We start from the raw sequence: 23,909 nt of genomic DNA, 5'->3' as shown, positions 1-23,909 counted from the left end.
TCGGGCTCAAGCGCTCAACAATTGCCTGAGGACGTAGGGGAGGATTCCGCCGTCGCGGTAATAGTTCACCTCCACCGGCGTGTCGATGCGCAGAATGACGTTCACCTCGCGGCGCTCGCCGTTGGCGCGGGTGATGACCAGCCGGGCCTCGCTCTGCGGCAGCAGGTCGGGGTGCGGGACCACGTCGATGGTTTCGTCACCGGCCAGGCCCAGGCTTTCCCAGGAGTCACCGGCCTTGAATTGCAATGGCAACACACCCATGCCGACCAGGTTGGAGCGGTGGATGCGCTCGAAGCTGCGCGCCACCACGGCCTTGATGCCCAGCAGCTGGGTGCCCTTGGCGGCCCAGTCGCGGCTGGAGCCGGTGCCGTACTCCTCGCCCGCGAACACCACGGTGGGCACGCCGGCGGCCTGGTAGCGCATGGCGGCGTCGAAGATGCTCATCTTCTGGCCCTGGCCCACGCCGTCGAGCTGGTAGATCGTCCAGCCGCCCTCCTCGCGCGATCCGCCGGGCAAGGGGGCCAGCATCAGGTTCTTGATGCGCACGTTGGCGAAGGTGCCGCGCATCATCACCTCGTGGTGGCCCCGGCGCGCGCCATAGCTGTTGAAATCGGCCTTGAGCACGCCATGCGCCAGCAGCCACTGGCCAGCGGGCGAGTTCTCGGCGATGTTGCCGGCCGGCGAGATGTGGTCGGTGGTGATGGAATCGCCGAACAGCGCCATGACGCGCGCGCCACGCACCGCCGGCGGCTCGGCGGACGCCGTGGCCGCGAGCTGGAAGGTTTCGAAGAACGGCGGCTCGGCGATGTAGGTGCTCTTGGGCCAGGTGTAGGCGTTGCCCGAGACGCCCTTGATGTGCTCCCACAGCTTGCCGGGCTCGCTGGCCACGCGCGCGTAGTTCTCGCGGTAGGCCTTGCCGTTCATGGCGAACTTCATGAGCTGGTAGATCTCGTCGCTGCTGGGCCAGATGTCGCCCAGGAACACCGGCTTGCCGCCCTTGCCCTTGCCCACCGGCTCGGTCATGAGGTCTTTCATGACGTTGCCGGCGATGGCGTAGGCCACCACCAGCGGCGGGCTGGCGAGGAAGTTGGCCTTGAGGTTGGGGTGGATGCGGGCCTCGAAGTTGCGGTTGCCCGAGAGCACCGCGGCGCAGATGAGGTCGTTCTGCGTGATGACGGCGTTGAGCTCGGGCGCGAGGTCGCCCGCGTTGCCGATGCAGGTGGTGCAGCCATAGCCGGCGAGCGCGAAGCCGAGCTTTTCCAGGTAGGGCAGCAGGCCGGTCTGGGTGAGGTATTCGGTGACGATGCGCGAGCCGGGGGCCAGCGAGGTCTTGATGTGCGGCTGCACCTTGAGGCCGGCTTCCACCGCCTTCTTGGCCAGCAGGCCGGCGGCCAGCAGCACGCCGGGGTTGCTGGTGTTGGTGCAGCTGGTGATGGCGGCGATCAGCACGTCGCCGTTGCCGATGGTGAGGTCGCCACGCGGTTCCTTGACCGGCGCGCTGGCACGCACCGGCCGGTTGGCCACCATCTCCACCTCGAAGCGCGGCGCGCCTTCGGGCGTGGGCTTGGCCGAGGGCACGGCCACGGGCGCCATCTCGTTGTCGATCGCGTGGTAGCGCGTGTGCAGCAGCTCGGCCGGACGGTTGAAGCCGTTCTGCTCGTTGGGCTTGCTGAACAGGTCGCAGAACTGGCGCGCCACCTGGCCGAGTTCGATGCGGTCCTGCGGGCGCTTGGGGCCGGCCAGGCTCGGCGTGACCAGGCCGAGGTCCAGTTTGACGACCTTGGAGTAGTCGATCTCGCCGCTGGCCGGCACGCCGAACAGGCCCTGGGCCCGGAAGTAGGCCTCGAAGGCCTCGATCTCGGCGGCGCTGCGGCCGGTGCCGCGGAAATAGGCCAGCGTCTTCTCGTCCACCGGGAAGAAGCCCATGGTGGCGCCGTACTCGGGCGCCATGTTGGCGATGGTGGCGCGGTCGGGCAGCGCGAGCGAGGCCGTGCCTTCGCCGAAGAACTCGACGAACTTGCCCACCACCTTGTGCTGGCGCAGGATCTCGGTGACGGTGAGCACCAGGTCGGTGGCGGTCACGCCTTCGCGCAGGCGGCCGGTGAGCTCGAAGCCCACCACGTCGGGCGTGAGGAAGTACACCGGCTGGCCCAGCATGGCGGCCTCGGCCTCGATGCCGCCCACGCCCCAGGCCACCACGCCGATGCCGTTGATCATGGTGGTGTGGCTGTCGGTGCCCACCAGGGTGTCGGGGTAGTACATGCCGCCCTTCATGTGCACGCCGCGCGCCAGGTACTCCAGGTTCACCTGGTGCACGATGCCGAAGCCCGGAGGCACCACGCCGAAGGTGTCGAAGGCCTGCATGCCCCACTTCATGAACTGGTAGCGCTCGTTGTTGCGCTGGAATTCCAGCTTCATGTTGAGGTCGAGCGCCTGCTTGGTGCCGTAGTGGTCGACCATCACCGAGTGGTCCACCACCAGGTCCACCGGCACCAGCGGCTCGATCTTCTTCGGGTCCTGGCCCAGGCGCTGGGCCACGCTGCGCATGGCGGCCAGGTCGGCCAGCAGGGGCACGCCGGTGAAGTCCTGCAGCACCACGCGCGCCACGGTGAAGGGGATTTCGTCGGTGCGCGCGGTGTTGGGCTGCCATTGCGCGAGCTGCGCCACGTGGTCGGGCGTCACGCGCTCGCCATCGCAATGGCGCAGCACGCTCTCCAGCACGATGCGCAGCGACACCGGCAGGCGCTTCACAGAGGGGTACTGTCTGGCCAGCGCCGGCAGGGAATAGAAGCGGCCGCTCTTGCCCGAGGCGGTCTTGAAGGTCTTGACGGTGGAGGCGAAGGGATGGGCGAAATGGCTGGTCGTGGGCATGTGGGGCTCCTGACGGAATCGGTGAAACACCGGTCCATTCTGTCAGGAGCCCGCTAATCCGTGCTGACGGCCATGAATTGCGTCACAAACGGCCGGTGAGCAGCAGCACGATCACGATGATGAGCACCACCCCGAGCACCCCGCTGGGCCCATACCCCCAGCCGCGGCTGTGAGGCCAGGTGGGAAAGACGCCGAGCAGGATCAGGATGAGGATGATCAGGAGGATGGTTCCAAGCGTCATGGTTGTTTTCCTTGTTCAAAAAGACCGATGGGCGCCCGCGGCGGCCGGTCCGTCGCGGGCGCCCATCCAGCGTAGGCGCTCGGTGCGCGCACATCTGTGCGCTGGCGCACACGCCTCATGCCAGGGCGGCCGGCCGCTGGCGACGCAGCGCCATCCATTGCAGCTCGGCCAGCACCAGCACCGCCACCGCCTGCACCACCAGGTAGGCCTGGCCCAGCGGCGTGGGCGAGACCAGGCCGCCGAACAGCAGCGCGAGGCAGGCCGCCATCCAGGCGAAGTTGCCGAGCACCAGCACGCCCAGCAGCGCGCGCGACGGCGTGGCCTGCAGGGCCAGCGTGCCGGCCAGGGCGACGTAGAGCAGCAGCAGGATGCCCGAGGCGCTGAGCAGCGCGCCGGGCAGGCCCAGCAGGGCGGACAGCGAGCCGGTCAGGGCCAGGTGCAGCACGGCGGTGCCGGAGCCGGACAGGGCATCGGCCCAGAGCACGCGGCGCAGGCCGACCGGGGAGGTGAGGGAAGCGATGAGGGACATGGTGCACTCCTTGATGAGGTGAGGACGGATGGAATTCAGGGCATCCGGGGTGCATGGTCGGCCGGCGGGTGCTCGGCGTCCATGACGTGGCAGGTCATGGCCGGGCGGCGCCCGGGTGCCCTACCATGCCGCCCATGAACGCCCTGTCCACCCCCTCCCCGTTCGGCGAACGCCTGCGCCACTGGCGCCAGCGGCGCCGCCTGAGCCAGCTCGACCTGGCGCACGTGGCCGATGTGTCCACCCGGCACCTGAGCTACGTGGAGACCGGCCGCGCCAGCCCCAGCCGCGACATGGTGCTGCGCCTGGTCGACCGCCTCGAGGTGCCGCTGCGCGAACGCAACGCGCTGCTGGAAGCCGCCGGGTACGCCCCGATGTACCGCGAGCGCCCGCTGGACGCGCCCGACATGGCCTCGGCGCGCGCGGCGGTCAAGCGCATCCTGGACTGCCACGAACCCTGGCCCGCGCTGGCGATGGACCGGCACTGGAACCTGGTGATGGCCAACCGCCTGGTGCCGCTGCTGATGGTGGGGGCCTCGCCCCGGCTGCTGGAGGGCCCCGTCAACGTGCTGCGCCTGAGCCTGCACCCCGAGGGGCTGGCGCCGCGCATCGCCAACCTGCGGCAATGGCGCGAGCACCTGTTCGAGCGCCTGCGCCAGCAGATCCACGCCACCGGCGATGAGGCGCTGGCCGCGCTGCTGGCCGAACTCAAGGGCTACCCGGCATCGTTCGGCAACGACGCCGGCACGCTGCCGGGCGAACACCATGGCGTGCTGATGCCTTTCCAGTTCAACACCGGCCATGGCGTGCTGAACCTCGTGAGCACGACCACGGTGTTCGGCTCGCCGGTGGACATCACCCTGCAGGAGCTGGCGCTGGAGACCTTCTTTCCAGGCGATGAAGCGTCTGCAGAGTTGCTCAGGCAACTCGCCGCGCAGGCGTAAAAAAAGCCGCTGCAACCGCAGCGGCTTTTTTGATCCAGGGCGCCGAGGGTCCGGCTCCACCGGCCCTCCAGCGCCGCCCCCGGGGGGTGACGCCGAAGGCGGCGCGGGGGGTCCCTTTTACGCCGTCACACCCTTCGCGGCCTCGGCGTACTCCTCGATCTGGTCGAAGTTCATGTACTGGTAGATCGCCGCGCCGTCCTTGTTCACCACGCCCATGGCTTCGTGGTACTCGGCCACGGTGGGGATGTGGCCCAGCTTGGAGGCGATGGCCGCGAGTTCGGCCGAGGCCAGGTACACGTTGGTGTTCTTGCCCAGGCGGTTCGGGAAGTTGCGGGTGGAGGTGGACACCACGGTCGCGCCTTCGCGCACCTGCGCCTGGTTGCCCATGCACAGCGAGCAGCCGGGCATTTCGGTGCGGGCACCGGCGGTGCCGAACGCCGAGTAGTGGCCTTCCTTGATCAGCTCGCTCTCGTCCATCTTGGTCGGCGGCGCGACCCACAGCTTGACGGGGATGTCGCGCTGGCCGCCCAGCAGCTTGGCCGCGGCACGGAAGTGGCCGATGTTGGTCATGCACGAACCGATGAAGGCTTCATCGATCTTGGTGCCGGCCACGTCGGACAGGGTCTTGGCGTCATCGGGGTCGTTCGGGCAGCAGAGGATGGGTTCCTTGATGTCGGCCAGGTCGATCTCGATCACGGCGGCGTACTCGGCGTCCTTGTCGGCTTCGAGCAGGCTGGGGTTGGCCAGCCAGGCTTCCACCTTCTCGATGCGGCGCTTCAGGCTGCGGGCATCGGCGTAGCCCTGGGCGATCATGTTCTTCATCAGCACCACGTTGCTGGTGAGGTATTCCTTCACCGGCTCGGGGTTGAGCTTGATGGTGCAACCGGCGGCCGAGCGCTCGGCCGAAGCGTCGCTCAGCTCGAAGGCCTGTTCGACCTTCAGATCCGGCAGGCCTTCGATTTCCAGGATGCGGCCCGAGAAGATGTTGATCTTGCCGGCCTTGGCCACGGTCAGCAGACCGGCCTTGATCGCGTACAGCGGGATCGCGTGCACCAGGTCGCGCAGGGTCACGCCGGGCTGCATCTGGCCCTTGAAGCGCACCAGCACGGATTCGGGCATGTCCAGCGGCATCACGCCGGTGGCGGCGCCGAAGGCCACCAGGCCGGAGCCGGCGGGGAAGCTGATGCCGATCGGGAAACGGGTGTGCGAGTCACCGCCGGTGCCCACGGTGTCGGGCAGCAGCAGGCGGTTGAGCCAGCTGTGGATCACGCCGTCGCCCGGGCGCAGGGCCACGCCGCCGCGGTTGCTGATGAAGGCGGGCAGCTCGCGGTGGGTCTTCACGTCCACCGGCTTGGGGTAGGCGGCGGTGTGGCAGAAGGACTGCATCACCATGTCGGCGCTGAAGCCCAGGCAGGCCAGGTCCTTCAGTTCGTCGCGCGTCATCGGGCCGGTGGTGTCCTGCGAACCGACGGTGGTCATCTTGGGTTCGCAGTAGGTGCCGGGGCGCACGCCGAAGCCTTCGGGCAGGCCGACCGCGCGCCCCACCATCTTCTGGGCCAGGGTGAAGCCGGCCTTGGTTTCGGCGGGTGCCTGCGGCAGGCGGAACACCGTGCTGGCGGGCAGGCCCAGGAACTCACGCGCCTTGGCGGTGAGCGAGCGGCCGATGATCAGGTTGATGCGGCCGCCGGCGCGCACTTCGTCGAACAGCACGTCGCTGCGCAGCTGGAATTCGACCAGCGTGGCGCCACCCTTGGTGATCTTGCCGTCGTAGGGGTGGATGTCGATCACGTCGCCCATTTCGAGCTTGCTCACGTCCACTTCGATCGGCAGCGCGCCCGAGTCTTCCTGGGTGTTGAAGAAGATGGGGGCGATCTTGCCGCCCAGCGTGACGCCACCGAAGCGCTTGTTGGGCACGAAGGGGATGTCCTGGCCGGTGGCCCAGATCACGCTGTTGGTGGCCGACTTGCGGCTGGAGCCGGTGCCCACCACATCGCCCACGTAGGCCACGAGGTGGCCCTTCTTCTTCAGGTCGTCGATGAACTGCATCGGGCCGCGCTTGCCGTCTTCCTCGGGCTTGAAGGCCGCGCCTTCGCGCGTGTTCTTCAGCATGGCGAGGTAATGCAGCGGGATGTCCGGGCGGCTCCAGGCGTCGGGCGCGGGCGAGAGGTCGTCGGTGTTGGTTTCGCCGGGCACCTTGAACACGGTCACGGTGATGGTCTTGTCGACTTCGGGGCGGCTGGTGAACCACTCGGCGTCGGCCCAGCTCTGCATCACCTGGCGGGCCTTGAGGTTGCCGGCCTTGACCTTCTCGGCCACGTCGTTGAAGAAGTCGAACATCAGCAGCGTCTTCTTCAGGCCCTCGGCCGCCACGCTGGCCACTTCCTCGTCGTCCAGCAGTTCGATCAGCGGGTGCACGTTGTAGCCGCCCACCATGGTGCCCAGCAGCTCGGTGGCCTTGGACTTGGAGATCAGGCTCACCTTCACGTCGCCATGCGCCACGGCGGCCAGGAAGCTGGCCTTGACCTTGGCCGCGTCGTCCACGCCGGGCGGCACGCGGTGCGTGATGAGGTCCAGCAGGAAGGCGTCCTCACCGGCCGGCGGTGCCTTGATCAGCTCGATCAGGTCGGCGACCTGCTTGGCGTCCAGCGGCAGCGGAGGAATGCCCAGCGCGGCGCGTTCGGCGGCGTGGGCGCGGTAGTCGGTGAGGAAGGTGGACATGGGGTTCTCCAGTGGGGATGTGAAATTCGTGGGGCAGAAAACAGGTGGGGACGGTTGCCAAGCAAGCTCAATGCCGCAGGGCGGCGGGTTCGGCGAAGTGGGCTTGCACCGTGTCGGGCAATGGCAGGCCGGTCTGGTGCGCGCGCTCCAGCACTTGCCAGAAGTAGCGGTAGCTCGCCCGGTCGTGCAGGCGGCCTTCGAACTGCACCGGCGCCCAGTCGGCGGCCAGGGCGCGCTCGATGAGGGCGGCGGCGGTGTGGACCTCGCTCGCCTGGGGCGCGAACGCGGCCAGGATGGGGCGGATCTGATCAGGGTGGATGCTCCACATGCGCGTGTAACCGAGCTCGCGGGCGGCCTGGCGGGCGGCCTGCTGCAGGGCATCCAGGTGCTTGAACTCGGTCACCACGCAGTGCGAGGGCACCTTGCCGTGCGCATGGCAGGCCGAGGCGATCTCCAGCTTGGCGCGCAGCACCAGCGGGTGCGAGAACTGGCCGGCGGCGCTCATGCCGTCGGCCGGGATGGCGCCGCCGTGCGCCGAGACGAAGTCCATCAGGCCGAAGCTGATGCTCTGCACCCGGGGGTGGGCGGCGATGTCGAACGCGCGGTGCACCGCCGCGGGGGACTCGACGAGCACGTGCAGGGGCAAGGCCCGGGCGCCAGCGGCGTCGAGCGCGTCCGCTGCGCGCTGCACGTCGGCGACCGATTCGACCTTGGGCACCATGAGGTGCGCGAGGCGATGGCCGGCGCGCGCCGCGATGGTGGCCACGTCGGCGTCGAACGCCGGGTGGTCCACCGGGTGCACGCGCACCGCCACGCGCGCCTCGGGCGCCGCGGCCAGGGCCAGTTCGGTCACCAGCGCGGCGTGCTCGGCCTCACCGCCCACGGGCGCGCCGTCCTCGCAATCCAGCGTGACGTCGAAGACGCAGGTGCCGAACTCCTCGGCCATCTCGGCCTGCAGCGCCAGGCTCTTGCGCATCCGGGCTTCCACCCCGCTGTAGTGGTCGCAGACGGGCAGCGCGAACGCGCCGGCCTGGGCACCGAGCAGAATGTGGCGAGGATGGATCGGAGCCAAGGCGCGGTTACCAGCCGATTACAGGAGGTGCTTGACGCCGTCCTGCTCACCCTTGAGCTCGTCCAGCGTCTTGTTGATGCGCTCTTGCGAGAAGGCGTCGATTTCCAGGCCTTCGATGATCTTGTACTTGCCGCCTTCGGTGGTGACCGGGAAGCCGAAGATCACGTCCTTGGGGATGCCGTATTCGCCATTGGAGGGCACGCCCATGGTGACCCACTTGCCGTTGGAGCCCAGGGCCCAGTCGCGCATGTGGTCGATGGCGGCGTTGGCGGCCGAAGCGGCCGACGACAGGCCGCGCGCCTCGATGATGGCGGCGCCGCGCTTGCCCACGGTGGGCAGGAAGGTGTCGGCGTTCCAGACCTGGTCGTTGATCGCGTCCTTCACGCTCTTGCCGCCGATGGTGGCGAAGCGGTAGTCGGCGTACATGGTGGGCGAGTGGTTGCCCCAGACGGTGAGCTTCTCGATCTCGCCGACCTTGCCACCGGTCTTGGCGGCGATCTGGCTGGCGGCGCGGTTGTGGTCCAGGCGCAGCATGGCGGTGAAGTTCTCGCGCGGCAGGCTGGGCGCGCTTTTCATGGCGATGTAGGCGTTGGTGTTGGCGGGGTTGCCGACCACCAGCACCTTGACGTCGCGGCTGGCGACCTTGTCCAGCGCCTTGCCCTGGGCGGTGAAGATCTGGGCGTTGGCGGCCAGCAGGTCGGCGCGCTCCATGCCGGGGCCGCGCGGACGGGCACCCACCAGCAGGGCGTAGTCGGTGTCCTTGAAGGCGGTCATGGGGTCGCTGTGGGCTTCCATGCCGGCCAGCAGCGGGAACGCGCAGTCTTCCAGCTCCATCATCACGCCCTTGAGCGCCTTCTGGGCCTTCTCGTCCGGAATTTCCAGCAGCTGCAGGATCACGGGCTGGTCCTTGCCCAGCATCTCGCCGGAGGCGATGCGAAACAGCAGGGCGTAACCGATCTGGCCAGCGGCGCCGGTGACGGCAACGCGAACGGGCTTCTTGTTCATGGTGAAAACTCCGGAAAAGGACGTTGGGGAAGAGAGAAATGACGAGGCGGGCGAACCCCCTGGACAGCCCGTGAGTGTACCCTCGCAAACCCTGATACGTCAATTTGTCTTATGTCTTATATAAGATATGATTGAAGCCATGAGCGCCCTCCCGATGGCGCCCGCAAACGCATGGCCACCTCACCCCAGAATCCCACCGACGCGGCACCTGCAGAGGCCGGCGCCCCCGTGTTCGAGAACACCGCGCCGGCCTTCAGCCCGCTGTACCAGCAGATCAAGACCCTGATCCTGCGCAGCCTGCAGGCGGGCGAGTGGAAGCCGGGCGACATGATCCCGAGCGAATTCGACCTGGCCGCGCGCTTTCGCGTGAGCCAGGGCACCGTGCGCAAGGCGATCGACGAACTCGCCACCGACAACCTGCTGGTGCGCCGCCAGGGCAAGGGCACCTTCGTGGCCACCCACGCCGAGCAACACATCCAGTACCGCTTCCTGCGCCTGCTGCCCGACACCGGCACCCTGGAAGACCAGGGGCCAGCCGAGCGCCGTATCGTCGAATGCCGCCGCCTGCGCGCGCCGGCCGAGGTGGCGCGCCAGCTGGCCCTGCGCACGGGCGACGCCGTGCTGCAGGTCAAGCGCGTGCTGGCGTTCGCCGGCATCCCCGCCATCGTGGAAGAACTCTGGCTGCCGGGCGGCCCCTTCAAAGGCCTGACGATCGAGGCGCTGTCGGAAGACAAGGGCCCGATGTACGCCCTGTTCGAAACGCAGTTCGGCGTGCGCATGGTGCGCGCGGTGGAAAAGATCAAGGCGGTCAGCGCCGACGAAGACACCGCCACCCTGCTGGACGTCGCGCCCGGGCACCCGCTGCTGAGCGTGGAACGCCTGGCTTACACCTACAACGACGAACCCATGGAGTTGCGCCGCGGCTACTACCGCACCGACGCACGCCATTACCACAACGAGCTGAGCTGATGGCGCACCCAGCCGGAGCCCCGGATATCGGGGAGCGTCCGAGTGCCGGACTGCGGTTTGGTGCATTGCAATAGAATTTGACGCGCCTTGGCAATAGTTACCAACGAGTTACCAAACCGCGACGACCCCTCCCTCCCCGGAAGAAAGCCCCACCATGACCGAGTTGACCAAGAAGCGGCCCGAGTTCCGCAACATCAACGCCTTCAAGGATCTCACCACCTACCGCCTGCCTCCGGCCGGCTGGGTGTCGATCCTGCACCGCGCCAGCGGCGGCCTGATGTTCATCCTGCTCCCCCTGATCGTCTGGCTGTTCGACACCTCCGTGTCGTCCGAGCTGTCCTTCGAACGTTTCAGCTCGGCGTTTTCCGCCGGCATCGGCTTCGTGCCGGGCTGGTTCTTCAAGCTCGTGGTGCTGTCCATCATCTGGGCCTACCTGCACCACCTGATCGCCGGCGTCCGCCACCTGTACATGGACGCCTGCCATGCGGTGAGCAAGGAATTCGGCCGCTCTTCCGCCATCGTCACGCTGGTGCTGAGCATCGGCCTCACGCTGGTGCTGGGCGCCAAGCTGTTCGGCCTGTACTGATAGCGACGAGGAAACTGAACATGTCCGTCAACTACGGTTCCAAGCGCGTCGTCACCGGCGCCCACTACGGCCTGCGCGACTGGCTCGCCCAGCGCATCACCGCCGCCCTCATGGCGATCTTCACGCTGATCGTGCTGCTGCAGGTGCTGTTCATCAGCGGCCCCATCGGCTACGAGAGCTGGGCCGGCATCTTCGCCCAACAGTGGATGAAGGCGCTGACCTTCGCCGTCTTCCTGGCCCTGGCCTACCACGTGTGGGTCGGCATGCGCGACATCTGGATGGACTACGTCAAGCCCGCCGGCATCCGCCTCGTGCTGCACGTCTTCACCATCGTCTGGCTCCTGTCCTGCCTGGGCTGGGCCGTTCAAGTTCTCTGGAGGCTCTGAAGCCATGACCGCATCCGCATCCCTTCCCAAGCGTCAGTTCGACGTGGTCATCGTCGGCGCCGGCGGCTCCGGCATGCGCGCCTCGCTGCAGCTCGCGCGCGCCGGCCTCAAGGTGGCCGTGCTCTCCAAGGTGTTCCCCACGCGCTCGCACACCGTGGCGGCCCAGGGCGGCATCGGCGCCTCGCTCGGCAACATGAACGAGGACAACTGGCACTACCACTTCTACGACACCATCAAGGGCTCCGACTGGCTGGGCGACCAGGACGCCATCGAGTTCATGTGCCGTGAAGCCCCCAAGGTCGTCTACGAGCTCGAACACTTCGGCATGCCGTTCGACCGCAACCCCGACGGCACGATCTACCAGCGCCCGTTCGGCGGCCACACCGCCAACTACGGTGAGAAGCCGGTGCAGCGCGCCTGCGCCGCGGCCGACCGCACCGGCCACGCCATGCTGCACACCCTGTACCAGCAGAACGTGCAGGCCCGCACCACCTTCTTCGTCGAATGGATGGCGCTGGACCTGATCCGCGATGCCAGCGGCGACGTGGTCGGCGTGACCGCGCTGGAAATGGAAACCGGCGAGACCTACATCCTCGAAGCCAAGACCACGCTGCTGGCCACCGGCGGCGCCGGTCGCATCTTCGCGGCTTCCACCAACGCGTTCATCAACACCGGTGACGGCCTGGGCATGGCGGCGCGCGCCGGCATCCCGCTGCAGGACATGGAGTTCTGGCAGTTCCACCCCACCGGCGTGGCCGGCGCGGGCGTGCTGCTGACCGAAGGCTGCCGCGGCGAAGGCGCCATCCTGCGCAACGTCAACGGCGATCGTTTCATGGAGCGTTACGCGCCCACGCTGAAAGACCTGGCACCGCGCGACTTCGTCTCGCGCTGCATGGACCAGGAAATCAAGGAAGGACGCGGCTGCGGTCCGAACAAGGACTACATCCACCTCGACATGACGCACATCGGCGTCAACGACATCATGAAGCGCCTGCCCTCGGTCTACGAGATCGGGCACAACTTCGCCAACGTCGACATCACCAAGGACCCCATCCCCGTGGTGCCCACCATCCACTACCAGATGGGCGGCATCCCGACCAACATCCACGGTCAGGTGGTGACTCCGGACGGCCAGGGCAACCAGAAGGTGGTCAACGGCCTCTACGCCGTGGGCGAATGCTCCTGCGTGAGCGTGCACGGCGCCAACCGCCTGGGCACCAACTCGCTGCTCGACCTGCTCGTGTTCGGCAAGGCGGCTGGTGACCACATCGTCCAGTACAACAACAAGAACAAGATCCACAAGCCCCTGCCTGCCGACGCGGCGGACAAGACGCTGGCCCGCCTGGCCCGCCTGGACAACGCCACCGACGGCGAGTATTCGCAGGACGTGGCCAACGACCTGCGCACCGCCATGCAGCAGCACGCCGGCGTCTTCCGCACCCAGGCCAGCATGGACGAAGGCGTGGTCAAGATCAACGCGATGCGCGCTCGCGTCGCCGCCATCACGCTCAAGGACAAGTCCAAGGTGTTCAACACCGCGCGCATCGAAGCGCTGGAAGTGGAGAACCTGATCGAATGCGCCCAGGCCACCATGACCTCGGCCGCCGCGGGCCGCGAGTGCCGCGGCGCCCACACGGTGAACGACTACGAGCGCCCGGCCGACGACGCGCAGTTCCCCCTGGGCCGCAACGACGCGGAGTGGATGAAGCACACGCTGTGGCACAGCGCCGACAACAGCCTGACTTACAAGCCTGTCAACCTCAAGCCCCTGACCGTGGAGTCGGTGCCCCCGAAGGTCCGCACCTTCTGAGCCCCTTCACCCAGCACCCACGACGCACGGAGAACAAACCATGGCAAAACGCACCTTCAAGATCTACCGCTACGACCCGGACAAGGACGCCAAGCCCTACATGCAGAGCATCGAAGTCGAACTCGATGGCCATGAGCGCATGCTGCTCGATGCCCTGATGAAGCTCAAGGCGGTGGATCCCTCCATCTCGTTCCGCCGCTCGTGCCGTGAAGGCGTGTGCGGCTCGGACGCCATGAACATCAACGGCAAGAACGGTCTGGCCTGCCTGACCAACATGAACACGCTCAAGGGCGACATCGTGCTCAAGCCGCTGCCCGGCCTGCCGGTGGTGCGCGACCTGATCGTGGACATGACGCTGTTCTTCAAGCAGTACAACAGCATCAAGCCCTACCTGATCAACGAAACCGTGGCGCCCGAGAAGGAACGCCTGCAGAGCCCCGAAGAGCGCGAAGAGCTCAACGGCCTGTACGAGTGCATCCTGTGCGCCAGCTGCTCCACCAGCTGCCCGAGCTTCTGGTGGAACCCGGACAAGTTCGTCGGCCCCGCAGGCCTGCTGCAGGCCTACCGCTTCATCGCCGACAGCCGCGACCAGGCCACCAGCGAGCGCCTGGACAACCTGGAAGACCCGTACCGCCTGTTCCGCTGCCACACCATCATGAACTGCGTGGACGTCTGCCCCAAGGGCCTGAACCCCACGAAGGCCATCGGCAAGATCAAGGAAATGATGGTGCTGCGCTCTGTCTGAGCGCCCACCCCCGAACCCCATGACCGACACCCCCCTGCAGGATGCCTTGCTGGACGAGCGCGCGCTGAGCAAGCTGCGCTGGCGGTGTCGTCGTGGCCTGCTCGAGAACGATCTGTTCATCGAGCGATTCTTCGCCAGGCACGAATCTGGCTTAACCGTGCGCCAAGCCGATGCACTCGGGCTCTTGATGGACTTGTCCGACAACGACCTGCTGGATCTGCTGCTCGGTCGAAAGCCCCTCCAAGGCGATCTCGAACGCGCGGACGTGACGCAAGTGCTTGCACTGCTGCGCGGCCTGCGACCTCTCTCATCATCCGAGGAACCTGCATGAAACTCGTAGACAACAAAGCCACCCTGTCGTTCTCCAACGGCAGCCCCAGCGTCGACCTGCCGGTCTACGCCGGCAACATCGGTCCGGACGTGATCGACATCCGAAAGCTCTACGCGCAGACCGGCATGTTCACCTACGACCCGGGCTTCCTGTCCACGGCCTCGTGCCAGTCGGCCATCACCTACATCGATGGCGACAAGGGCGAGCTGCTGTACCGAGGCTACCCCATCGAACAGCTGGCCACGCAGTGCGACTACCTCGACACCTGCTACCTGCTGCTCAACGGCGAGCTGCCGAACGAATCGCAGCGGGGCGACTTCCACAAGCTCGTGACCAACCACACCATGGTCAACGAGCAGATGCAGTTCTTCCTGCGCGGCTTCCGCCGTGACGCCCACCCCATGGCCGTGCTCACCGGCCTGGTCGGCGGCCTGTCGGCCTTCTATCACGACAGCACGGACATCAACAACCCGAAGCACCGTGAGATCGCCGCGATCCGCCTGATCGCCAAGATGCCCACGCTGGTGGCCATGGCCTACAAGTACGGCATCGGCCAGCCCTACATGTACCCGAAGAACGACCTGAGCTACTCGGGCAACTTCCTGCGCATGATGTTCGGCACGCCCTGCGAGGAGTACCAGGTCAACCCGGTGCTCGAGCGCGCGCTGGACCGCATCTTCATCCTGCACGCCGACCACGAGCAGAACGCCTCCACCTCCACCGTGCGCCTGTGCGGCTCGTCCGGCACCAACCCGTTCGCCGCCATCGCGGCCGGCGTGGCCTGTCTGTGGGGCCCAGCCCACGGTGGCGCCAACGAGGCCTGCCTGAACATGCTGGAAGACATCCAGCGCAACGGCGGCGTCTCCAAGGTCGGCGAGTTCATGGAGAAGGTCAAGGACAAGAACTCCGGCGTCAAGCTCATGGGCTTCGGTCACCGCGTGTACAAGAACTACGACCCGCGCGCCAAGCTGATGCAGGAAACCTGCAACGAAGTGCTGCAGGAACTGGGCCTGGAAAACGACCCCCTGTTCAAGCTGGCCAAGGAACTCGAGAAGATCGCGCTGGAAGACGAGTACTTCGTCTCGCGCAAGCTCTACCCGAACGTGGACTTCTACTCCGGCATCGTGCAGCGCGCCATCGGCATCCCGGTCAACCTGTTCACCGGCATCTTCGCGCTGGCGCGCACCGTCGGCTGGATCGCCCAGCTCAACGAAATGATCAGCGACCCCGAGTACAAGATCGGCCGTCCGCGCCAGCTGTTCACCGGCTCGGTGCGCCGCGACGTCAAGCCGCTGGCCAACCGCTGATCGGCGTCCGCCCCCCTGAAAGCCCGCCGCCCGGCGGGCTTTTTTTCGCCTCCGGCCTGCGCAGAGCAGCAAGCCAGCCATCGTCCTTGACGATGTCATGGACTCACTATCTGAGGGAAAATCCTTTCTCAGCCTCTCCAAACGAGAAGCCAACCCCCCATGCTCTCGGAACGCAATTTCGCCCGCCAGATCGACCTCACCTCGCTGCAACTCTTCGTGGCCGTGTGCGAGCTGGGCAGCATCGGCCGCGCGGCGGAGCGGGAGTTCATCGCCGCCTCGGCGATCAGCAAGCGCCTGTCGGACCTGGAAAGCGCGCTGGGCACCACACTGCTGCACCGCCATGCGCGGGGCGTGCGGCTCACGCCCGCGGGCGAAGGCCTGCTGCACCACGCGCGCACCGTGCTGTTCGGCCTGGAGAAGATGCAGATCGAACTGGCCGAGTACGCCGATGGCGTGCGCGGGCATGTGCGCGTGCACGCCAGCATCTCGGCCATCGTGCAGTTCCTGCCCGAAGACCTGGGCGCCTTCGCGCGCCAACACCCCCAGATCAAGATCGATCTGGAGGAGCACCTCAGCCCCGAGGTGTTGCGCGCGGTGAAGGAAGGCGCCACCGACCTCGGCCTGTGCAACGGCGCCATGGGCACCGTCGGCCTGCAAAGCCTGCCCTACCGGCGCGACAGTCTGGCGCTGGTGGTGCCGCGCGGGCACCCGCTGGCCAGCGGCGGACCCGTGCCCTTCGAAGCCACCCTGCCCTTCGACCATGTGGGCCTGCACGCCAACAGCTCCATCCACCTGGCCACGCACCAGGCCGCCACCCAGGCCGGCACCACCGTGCGCGTGCGCATCCGCGTGACCGGGCTGGACGCCATGTGCCGCATGATCGCCAACGGCCTGGGCGTGGGCGTGATGCCCGAGCGCGCCTTCCAGTTGCTGAGCACCGGCGATGCGCTGCAGGCCGTGCCCTTGACCGATCCCTGGGCCCAGCGCCAGCTGGTGCTGGTGGCCCGCGATTTCTCCAGCCTGCCCGCCAGCGCACGCCTGCTGGTGGATCACCTCAGTGCCGCCGATGTCCGTCAGGCGGCCTAAAATCCTTCCTCCACGACAAGACCCACGCCATGCCACGCACGCTCTACGACAAGATCTGGGACGAACACGTTGTCCACACCGAAGAGGACGGCACGTCCGTGCTCTACATCGACCGGCACCTGGTGCACGAAGTCACCAGCCCCCAGGCCTATGAAGGCCTGCGCCAGGCTGGCCGCAAGGTCTGGCGCGTGAGTTCGGTGGTGGCCACCGCCGACCACAACACGCCCACCAACGGCTGGGAACTCGGCTACGACGGCATCACCGATCCGATCAGCAAGGAACAGATCACCACGCTGGACAGCAACATCGCCGAATTCGGCGCGGCCGCCTTCTTCCCCTTCATGTCCAAGCGCCAGGGCATCGTGCACGTGATCGGCCCGGAAAACGGCGCGACCCTGCCGGGCATGACCGTGGTCTGCGGCGACAGCCACACCTCCACCCACGGGGCGTTCGGCGCCCTGGCCCACGGCATCGGCACCAGCGAGGTCGAGCACGTGCTGGCCACGCAGACCCTGCTGGCCAAGAAAGCCAAGAACATGCTGGTGCGCGTGGACGGCCAGCTCGCCAAGGGCTGCACCGCCAAGGACATCGTGCTGGCCATCATCGGCAAGATCGGCACGGCCGGCGGCACGGGCTACACCATCGAGTTCGGCGGCGCGGCGATCCGCGCGCTGAGCATGGAAGGCCGCATGACGGTGTGCAACATGGCCATCGAAGGCGGCGCGCGCGCCGGCCTCGTGGCGGTGGACGACAAGACCATCGAATACGTCAAGGGCCGCCCGCTCTCGCCCACCGGCGTGGAATGGGACCAGGCCGTGGCCTACTGGAAGACCCTGCAGTCCGACACCGACGCGACGTTCGACGCCGTGGTCGAACTCGACGCCTCGCAGATCGTGCCGCAGGTCACCTGGGGCACCTCGCCCGAGATGGTGCTCGGCATCGACGGCTCGGTGCCCGACCCCGACCGCGAAAAGGACGCCAACAAGCGCGGCGCCATCGAACGCGCGCTGACCTACATGGACCTGTCGCCCGGCAAGCCGCTCAACGACATCTTCGTCGACAAGGTCTTCATCGGTTCCTGCACCAACAGCCGCATCGAAGACATGCGCGAAGCCGCCGCCGTGGTGAAGAAGCTCGGCCAGAAGGTGGCCAAGAACGTCAAGCTGGCGCTGGTCGTGCCGGGCTCCGGCCTGGTGAAGGCCCAGGCCGAGCGCGAAGGCCTGCACGAGATCTTCAAGGCGGCGGGCTTCGAGTGGCGCGAGCCCGGTTGCTCGATGTGCCTGGCCATGAACGCCGACCGGCTGGAGCCGGGCGAGCGCTGCGCCTCCACCAGCAACCGCAACTTCGAAGGCCGCCAGGGCGCTGGTGGCCGCACCCACCTGGTGTCCCCCGCCATGGCCGCCGCGGCCGCGGTGCACGGCCACTTCGTGGACGTGCGCACCTTCGCTTGACCCTTCCTCCTTCCCCCGCAACCACCCTCAGGAGATTCACATGAAACGCATTGCATGGATCGCAGCCGCCTTCGCCCTCTCGCTGACGCTGGCCGCGTGCAACACCTGGACCGGCGTCAAGCAGGACGCCAAGCAAGCCGGCCAGGCGGCCGGCAAGGGCATTGAAAAAGCCGGCGAGAAGGTCCAGGACATCGCCAAATAACAGGCACACATCACCATGCAGAAATTCACCCTCCACAAGGGCCTCGTGGCCCCGATGGACCGCGAGAACGTCGACACCGACGCCATCATCCCCAAGCAGTTCCTGAAGTCGATCCGCAAGACCGGCTTCGGCGAGAACCTGTTCGACGAGTGGCGCTACCTCGACAAGGGCGAACCGGGCCAGGACCCGGCCAGCCGCAAGCCCAACCCCGACTTCGTGCTCAACCAGCCGCGCTACGCCGGTGCGTCCGTGCTGCTGGCGCGCAAGAACTTCGGCTGCGGCTCCAGCCGCGAGCACGCGCCCTGGGCCATCGACCAGTACGGTTTTCGCGCCATCATCGCGCCCAGCTACGCCGACATCTTCTTCAACAACTGCTTCAAGAACGGCCTGCTGCCCATCCAGTTGCCCGAGGCGCAGGTGGCCCAGCTGTTCGATGAAGTCGCGGCCTTCCCCGGCTACCAGCTCACCATCGACCTGGAGCGCCAGGTGATCGTCAAGCCGCAGGGCGAGGAAATCCCCTTCGACGTGCAGGCGTTCCGCAAGTACTGCCTGCTCAACGGGCTGGACGACATCGGCCTCACGCTGCGCTACAAGGACAAGATCGCGGCCTTCGAAGCCGAGCGCCTGGCGACCAAGCCCTGGCTCGCGCACACGATGGCGGCCTGAGCATTTCTCTCGACTCCAACTTCACATCACATGAAAATCGCAGTTCTTCCGGGTGACGGCATCGGCACCGAAATCGTGGCCGAAGCGGTCAGGGTCCTTCAGGCACTCGAGCTGCCGATCGAAATGGAGTCCGCCCTGGTGGGTGGCGCGGCCTACGAGGCCCACGGCCACCCGCTGCCCGAGTCCACCCTGAAACTGGCGATGGACGCCGACGCGGTGCTCTTCGGTGCCGTGGGCGACTGGAAGTACGACAAGCTGGACCGCCCGCTGCGCCCGGAACAAGCCATCCTGGGCCTGCGCAAGCACCTGGGCCTGTTTGCCAACTTCCGCCCGGCCATCTGCTATCCCGAGCTGGTGGGCGCCTCCAGCCTCAAGCCCGAACTGATCTCCGGCCTGGACATCCTCATCATCCGCGAGCTGACCGGCGACATCTACTTCGGCCAGCCCCGTGGCCGGCGCACCGCCACCGACGGGCACTTCCCCGGCGCGGAGGAAGCCTTCGACACCATGCGCTACAGCAAGCCCGAGATCGAGCGCATCGCCCACGTGGCCTTCCAGGCCGCACGCAAGCGCAACAAGAAGGTGACCAGCGTCGACAAGGCCAACGTGCTCGAAACCTTTCAGTTCTGGAAGGACGTGGTGACCGAGGTGCACGCCCAGTACCCCGACGTGGAGCTGGAGCACATGTACGTGGACAACGCCGCCATGCAGCTGGTGCGCGCGCCCAAGAAGTTCGACGTGGTCGTCACCGGCAACATGTTCGGTGACATCCTGTCCGACGAGGCGTCCATGCTCACCGGATCCATCGGCATGCTGCCCTCGGCCTCGCTCAACACGAAGAACCAGGGCCTGTACGAACCCAGCCACGGCAGCGCGCCGGACATCGCCGGCAAGAACCTGGCCAATCCTCTGGCTACAATACTGTCCGCTGCCATGATGCTCAGATTCACGTTCAACCAGACCGAAGCCGCCGACCGCATTGAAACTGCGGTCAGCAGCGTGCTCGCGTCCGGCCTGCGCACCACGGACATCTGGTCGGAGGGCACGACCAAGGTGAGCACCCGCGGCATGGGCGATGCCGTCGTGGCCGCCATCACCAAAACCATTACCAAGGGCTGATACAGCTCCGGTTCGTCACGCCCCTCCCCGGCCAGACGAGCCGGGGCAAAACGGTTTTTTAACTGAAGGGCGTTGACATGAAACTCGTAGGACTCGTTGGCTGGCGCGGCATGGTCGGTTCCGTGCTGATGGACCGCATGGTCGCGGAGAGCGACTTTGACCTGATCGAACCGCTGTTTTTCTCCACCTCCAACGCGGGCGGCAAAGCCCCTGCGATGGCGAAAAACGAAACCCAGCTGCAGGACGCGCACGACATCGCGGCCCTCAAGCGCTGCGACATCGTCATCACCGCCCAGGGCGGCGACTACACCAGCGAGGTCTACCCCAAGCTGCGCGCGGCGGGCTGGAACGGCCACTGGATCGACGCCGCGTCCACGCTGCGCATGGACAAGAACGCCGTCATCGTCCTGGACCCGGTCAACCTGCCCGTCATCCAGAACGCCCTGGCCCAGGGCGGCAAGGACTGGATCGGTGGCAACTGCACCGTGAGCTGCATGCTCATGGGTGTGGGCGCGCTCTACAAGGCGGGCCTGGTGGAGTGGATGAGCACGCAAACCTACCAGGCGGCTTCCGGCGGTGGTGCCCAGCACATGCGCGAGTTGCTCACGCAGTACGGCACGCTCAACGCCGAGGTCAAGGCCCTGTTGGACGACCCCAAGAGCGCCATCCTGGAGATCGATCGCAAGGTGATCGCCAAGCAGCGCTCGCTCTCGGGCGCCGAGACCGCCAACTTCGGCGTGCCACTGGGCGGCTCGCTCATCCCCTGGATCGACAAGGACCTGGGCAATGGCATGTCCAAGGAAGAGTGGAAGGGCATGGCCGAGACCAACAAGATCCTCGGCATGGGGGAAGGCTTCAATATCCCGGCCATCCCGGTGGACGGCTTCTGCGTGCGCGTGGGCGCCATGCGCTGCCACAGCCAGGCCCTCACCTTCAAGCTCAAGAAGGACGTGCCCGTGGCCGATATCGAAGCCATGATCGCGGCCGACAACGCCTGGGTGAAAGTGGTGCCGAACACGCGCGAAGCGACGATCCAGGACCTGACCCCGGTGGCCGTGACGGGCACCATGACGATCCCGGTGGGCCGTGTTCGCAAGCTGGCCATGGGCCCGGAGTACGTGGGCGCCTTCACCATCGGCGATCAACTGCTCTGGGGCGCGGCAGAACCCCTGCGCCGCATGCTGCGCATCCTGCTCGAGGCCTGACCCACCCGGGGATGGCATCGATGGATGAAGGGTGTGGTTGTTCACGTTGCGCCACTGCAACGCAACAACCCGCCCCGCGACGACAGAGGGTCGACGAAGAAACTCAAGCGGATTCTCAGCTTGTCACTGTAATCCGTTGATGTTAAGGTCAATTCTCGGTTTTTTACGTCGAGGTCAAAGTGCCATCCATCTCCCGCCACACCCCATCCCAACAGACCCGCCCAGTGCCTCCCGGCACGGGTTTACGAGGTCTCGCGCGGTTGCATGCGGTCGCTGCGGCGGCGGTGCTGTGTGCGGGCCTCGTGCACCACAGCGATGCCGAGGCCTTGGCGCTCGGTCGTGTGGTGGTGCAGTCGGCCCTGGGCGAACCGCTACGGGCCGAGATCGACGTGCCGGACATCAATGCGGAAGAAGCCGCCAGCCTGCGGGTGGGCCTGGCTTCCGGCGATACCTTCCGGGCGGCGGGCGTGGACGTCAACGCCGCGCTGGCGACCCTGCAGATCAGCCTGCAACGGCGCGCCGATGGCCGTGCCTACCTGCGCCTGACCAGTTCGCGCCCGGTCACCGAACCCTTTGTGGACCTCATCGTCGAGGCCAACTGGTCGTCCGGCCGCATGGTTCGCGACTACACCCTGCTCTTCGACCCACCGAACCTGCGCGCGGCCGCGCCTCAGCCGGTGCCCGTGGCGCCGGGCGTGTCTGCCCCCCCGGCCGCCTCAGCGCCACGCCCTGCGGCACCCGCGCCCAGCGTCGCCCAGCCTCAGGTGCAGCCACCCCGAGCCGCGACCCCGGCGCCGGCCGCCGCGGCACCCACACCTGCCCCGGCACCCGCACCGGTGGCTCGGCCCACGCCTGCACCGGCCGCTCCCAGCAGCGCGGGTGGAGGCCAGGTCCGCGTCAAAGCCGGTGACACCGCCGGCGGCATCGCGGCCGCCAACAAGCCAGCGGACGTGTCCCTGGACCAGATGCTCGTGGCCATGCTGCGACAGAACCCCAACGCCTTCATCTCGGGCAACGTCAACCGCATGAAGGCCGGCGTTGTGCTTGACCTGCCCAGCGCAGCGGAAGCCAGCGCCATCGCGCCGAGTGAGGCACGCCAGACCATCACGGCCCAGAGCCGCGATTTCAATGAATTCCGCCGCCGCCTCGCAGGCAGCGCGCCCGAGGCGGGTGTCGCCGCCGCCGATCGGCAGGCCGCCGGCCAGGTGCAGACCGAAGTCAAGGAAGCCAAGCCCGCCGCACCGGCCGCCGACAAGCTGACGCTGTCCAAGGAAGCCGCGCCAGGCCAGGCCGCCAACGAAGACAAGATCGCCAAGGAACGCCAGGCCAAGGAAGCGTCCTCGCGCGTGGCCGAGCTCTCGCGCAACATCGAGGAATTGTCCAAGCTGGGCGGCGGCAGCGCCCCTGCGCCCGCACCGGCGGCTCCCGCTGCCGCGCCTGCCCCTGCAGCGCCTGCAGCGGCGGCCCCTGCGGCCGCTCCGGCACCGGCTCCCACGGTGACCGTGCCCGCCGCACCCGCGCCGACCGAGGCAGCTCCCGCGCCCGCCGCGCCTGCGGCAGAAGCCCCGGCGCCGGCCGCACCGCCGGCCGAGGCCCCAGCGGCCGCCGCGCCTTCCACCACCCCAGCTCCGGTGAAGCCTCCGCTGCCGGTGCCCACGCCGCTGCCCGACGAACCTTCGTTCTTCGACCAGTTGCGCGACAACCCGCTGGCCCTGCCTGTGGCGGGCGGCCTGCTGGCCTTGCTGGCCGGCCTGGGCCTCTATCGCATCCGCCAGCGCAAGCACGGTTCGAGCGTCGACAGCTCCTTCCTGGAAAGCCGCCTGCAACCCGATTCGTTCTTCGGCTCCAGCGGTGGTCAGCGCATCGACACCGCGGAATCCGTGGCCTCCGGCTCGTCCATGGTGTACTCGCCCAGCCAGCTGGATGCGGCAGGTGATGTGGATCCGGTCGCCGAAGCCGACGTGTATCTCGCCTACGGTCGCGACCTGCAGGCCGAGGAAATCCTCAAGGAAGCGATGCGCAGCACGCCCACGCGCGTGGCCATCCACAACAAGCTGCTGGAAATCTACGCCAAGCGCCGCGATGCGCGCGCGTTCGAGGTGGTGGCTACGGAGGCCTACAACCTCACGCAAGGCCAGGGCCCGGAATGGGAACACGCCTGCGAACTTGGCAAGGACCTGGATCCCTCCAACCCCCTGTACCAACCCGGCGGCAGCCCGGCCGTGAAGGTCGCGGCCACGGCGGGCATCGCGGGTGCCGGCCTGAACACCATGCCCTTTGGCGCCAGCACGCTGAACGAGCCCGGCAAGCAAGCCCCGCCGTCCGGCCTGGGCGATCTCGACCTCGATCTGGACTTTTCGCTCGACGAACCCTCGGACGCCGCACCGCTGGCCGCCCGGGAGGCGGGCATGTCCAGCATGGACGACCTCAAGATGACCGAGGCGCTGACCAATGCCCCCGCGGACGCGAAGGATGGCCCGCCCTCGTCCATGTCGATGGACTTCGACTTGGACTTCCCGTCCGGCCCCGCCCCGCTGCAGGAGCATGCGCCCGAGCCGGTGCAAGCCATGGACCGCACCCCGGCACCCAGCATCGACTCGCTGTCGTTCGACGACGGCCCGATCCTCGACCTGGACACCCCGCACGCGGCGGACCACCGCCCCCAGACC

General features: G+C 67.3%; 21 protein-coding genes. 15 read left to right on the top strand and 6 right to left on the bottom strand.

Annotation, left to right across the window (positions count from 1 at the left end; genetic code table 11):
- Positions 1–6 precede the first annotated feature (6 nt).
- The 3 genes from acnA to AC3WPZ_RS12620 all read right to left on the bottom strand — a co-directional run bounded on the left by acnA (position 7) and on the right by AC3WPZ_RS12620 (position 3,641).
- Positions 7–2,871, bottom strand: coding sequence for an aconitate hydratase AcnA (gene acnA, locus AC3WPZ_RS12630; protein ID WP_382155992.1), 2,865 nt, complete (start codon positions 2,869–2,871; stop codon positions 7–9).
- Positions 2,872–2,953: 82 nt separating this feature from the next.
- Positions 2,954–3,112, bottom strand: a complete 159-nt coding sequence (locus tag AC3WPZ_RS12625; protein ID WP_297403479.1) for a DUF3309 family protein — start codon at positions 3,110–3,112, stop codon at positions 2,954–2,956.
- A gap of 115 nt (positions 3,113–3,227) precedes the next feature.
- Positions 3,228–3,641 (bottom strand): hypothetical protein, encoded by a 414-nt coding sequence (locus AC3WPZ_RS12620; RefSeq protein WP_444687170.1) that lies wholly within the window; start codon positions 3,639–3,641, stop codon positions 3,228–3,230.
- Between the two features lie 134 nt (positions 3,642–3,775).
- Between AC3WPZ_RS12620 and AC3WPZ_RS12615 the strand changes: the two genes are divergently transcribed.
- Positions 3,776–4,582 (top strand): MmyB family transcriptional regulator, encoded by an 807-nt coding sequence (locus AC3WPZ_RS12615; RefSeq protein ID WP_444687171.1) that lies wholly within the window; start codon positions 3,776–3,778, stop codon positions 4,580–4,582.
- A gap of 117 nt (positions 4,583–4,699) precedes the next feature.
- Here AC3WPZ_RS12615 and acnB read toward each other — a convergent pair whose 3' ends face one another.
- The 3 genes from acnB to AC3WPZ_RS12600 form a co-directional block, all read right to left on the bottom strand.
- Positions 4,700–7,300 (bottom strand): bifunctional aconitate hydratase 2/2-methylisocitrate dehydratase, encoded by a 2,601-nt coding sequence (gene acnB, locus AC3WPZ_RS12610; RefSeq protein WP_444687172.1) that lies wholly within the window; start codon positions 7,298–7,300, stop codon positions 4,700–4,702.
- Positions 7,301–7,367: 67 nt separating this feature from the next.
- Positions 7,368–8,372: an HpcH/HpaI aldolase/citrate lyase family protein gene (locus AC3WPZ_RS12605; RefSeq protein ID WP_382321189.1), complete on the bottom strand. Its 1,005-nt coding sequence runs from the start codon at positions 8,370–8,372 to the stop codon at positions 7,368–7,370.
- 18 nt (positions 8,373–8,390) lie between these two features.
- The gene (locus tag AC3WPZ_RS12600; RefSeq protein WP_297403047.1) at positions 8,391–9,377 is read right to left on the bottom strand and encodes a malate dehydrogenase; all 987 of its coding nucleotides are present in this window, start codon (positions 9,375–9,377) and stop codon (positions 8,391–8,393) included.
- 171 nt (positions 9,378–9,548) lie between these two features.
- On the opposite strand from AC3WPZ_RS12600, the gene AC3WPZ_RS12595 reads away from it, so the two are divergent.
- From AC3WPZ_RS12595 to AC3WPZ_RS12530, 14 genes are all read left to right on the top strand, one after another.
- Positions 9,549–10,346: a GntR family transcriptional regulator gene (locus tag AC3WPZ_RS12595; protein ID WP_444687173.1), complete on the top strand. Its 798-nt coding sequence runs from the start codon at positions 9,549–9,551 to the stop codon at positions 10,344–10,346.
- 154 nt (positions 10,347–10,500) lie between these two features.
- Positions 10,501–10,932 carry a succinate dehydrogenase, cytochrome b556 subunit gene (sdhC, locus tag AC3WPZ_RS12590; RefSeq protein WP_382321192.1) on the top strand — a complete coding sequence of 144 codons (432 nt, stop codon included), beginning with the start codon at positions 10,501–10,503 and terminating at the stop codon, positions 10,930–10,932.
- A 20-nt stretch (positions 10,933–10,952) separates the two neighbouring features.
- Complete coding sequence (sdhD, locus tag AC3WPZ_RS12585) at positions 10,953–11,318, top strand: succinate dehydrogenase, hydrophobic membrane anchor protein (RefSeq protein WP_291119976.1); 366 nt, start codon at positions 10,953–10,955, stop codon at positions 11,316–11,318.
- A 4-nt stretch (positions 11,319–11,322) separates the two neighbouring features.
- Positions 11,323–13,128 (top strand): succinate dehydrogenase flavoprotein subunit, encoded by a 1,806-nt coding sequence (gene sdhA, locus AC3WPZ_RS12580; protein ID WP_492439891.1) that lies wholly within the window; start codon positions 11,323–11,325, stop codon positions 13,126–13,128.
- A 40-nt stretch (positions 13,129–13,168) separates the two neighbouring features.
- Entirely contained in the window at positions 13,169–13,873 is a 705-nt protein-coding gene (locus AC3WPZ_RS12575; protein ID WP_291119971.1) for a succinate dehydrogenase iron-sulfur subunit, read from the top strand.
- A gap of 19 nt (positions 13,874–13,892) precedes the next feature.
- The gene (locus tag AC3WPZ_RS12570; RefSeq protein ID WP_291119968.1) at positions 13,893–14,204 is read left to right on the top strand and encodes an FAD assembly factor SdhE; all 312 of its coding nucleotides are present in this window, start codon (positions 13,893–13,895) and stop codon (positions 14,202–14,204) included.
- The gene (locus AC3WPZ_RS12565) at positions 14,201–15,511 is read left to right on the top strand and encodes a citrate synthase (RefSeq protein ID WP_382328418.1); all 1,311 of its coding nucleotides are present in this window, start codon (positions 14,201–14,203) and stop codon (positions 15,509–15,511) included. The genes AC3WPZ_RS12570 and AC3WPZ_RS12565 overlap by 4 nt, the downstream gene beginning before the upstream one ends.
- A gap of 159 nt (positions 15,512–15,670) precedes the next feature.
- Positions 15,671–16,597 carry a LysR family transcriptional regulator gene (locus tag AC3WPZ_RS12560; protein WP_444687174.1) on the top strand — a complete coding sequence of 309 codons (927 nt, stop codon included), beginning with the start codon at positions 15,671–15,673 and terminating at the stop codon, positions 16,595–16,597.
- 29 nt (positions 16,598–16,626) lie between these two features.
- Complete coding sequence (gene leuC, locus AC3WPZ_RS12555; RefSeq protein WP_444687175.1) at positions 16,627–18,048, top strand: 3-isopropylmalate dehydratase large subunit; 1,422 nt, start codon at positions 16,627–16,629, stop codon at positions 18,046–18,048.
- 40 nt (positions 18,049–18,088) lie between these two features.
- The gene (locus AC3WPZ_RS12550) at positions 18,089–18,250 is read left to right on the top strand and encodes an entericidin EcnAB (protein WP_291114172.1); all 162 of its coding nucleotides are present in this window, start codon (positions 18,089–18,091) and stop codon (positions 18,248–18,250) included.
- 15 nt (positions 18,251–18,265) lie between these two features.
- Positions 18,266–18,916, top strand: a complete 651-nt coding sequence (gene leuD, locus AC3WPZ_RS12545; protein WP_382321201.1) for a 3-isopropylmalate dehydratase small subunit — start codon at positions 18,266–18,268, stop codon at positions 18,914–18,916.
- Positions 18,917–18,946: 30 nt separating this feature from the next.
- The gene (gene leuB, locus AC3WPZ_RS12540; RefSeq protein WP_382155946.1) at positions 18,947–20,035 is read left to right on the top strand and encodes a 3-isopropylmalate dehydrogenase; all 1,089 of its coding nucleotides are present in this window, start codon (positions 18,947–18,949) and stop codon (positions 20,033–20,035) included.
- Positions 20,036–20,112: 77 nt separating this feature from the next.
- Positions 20,113–21,240 (top strand): aspartate-semialdehyde dehydrogenase, encoded by a 1,128-nt coding sequence (asd, locus tag AC3WPZ_RS12535; RefSeq protein ID WP_444687176.1) that lies wholly within the window; start codon positions 20,113–20,115, stop codon positions 21,238–21,240.
- A gap of 260 nt (positions 21,241–21,500) precedes the next feature.
- Positions 21,501–23,909: type IV pilus assembly protein FimV (locus AC3WPZ_RS12530; RefSeq protein ID WP_492439889.1), on the top strand; the 2,409-nt coding region annotated here is incomplete at its 3' end.

It is taken from the genome of Hydrogenophaga sp. FW305-3-2-15-A-LB1, assembly GCF_058787875.1.
This window is presented reverse-complemented; position numbering and strand designations above follow the sequence as displayed.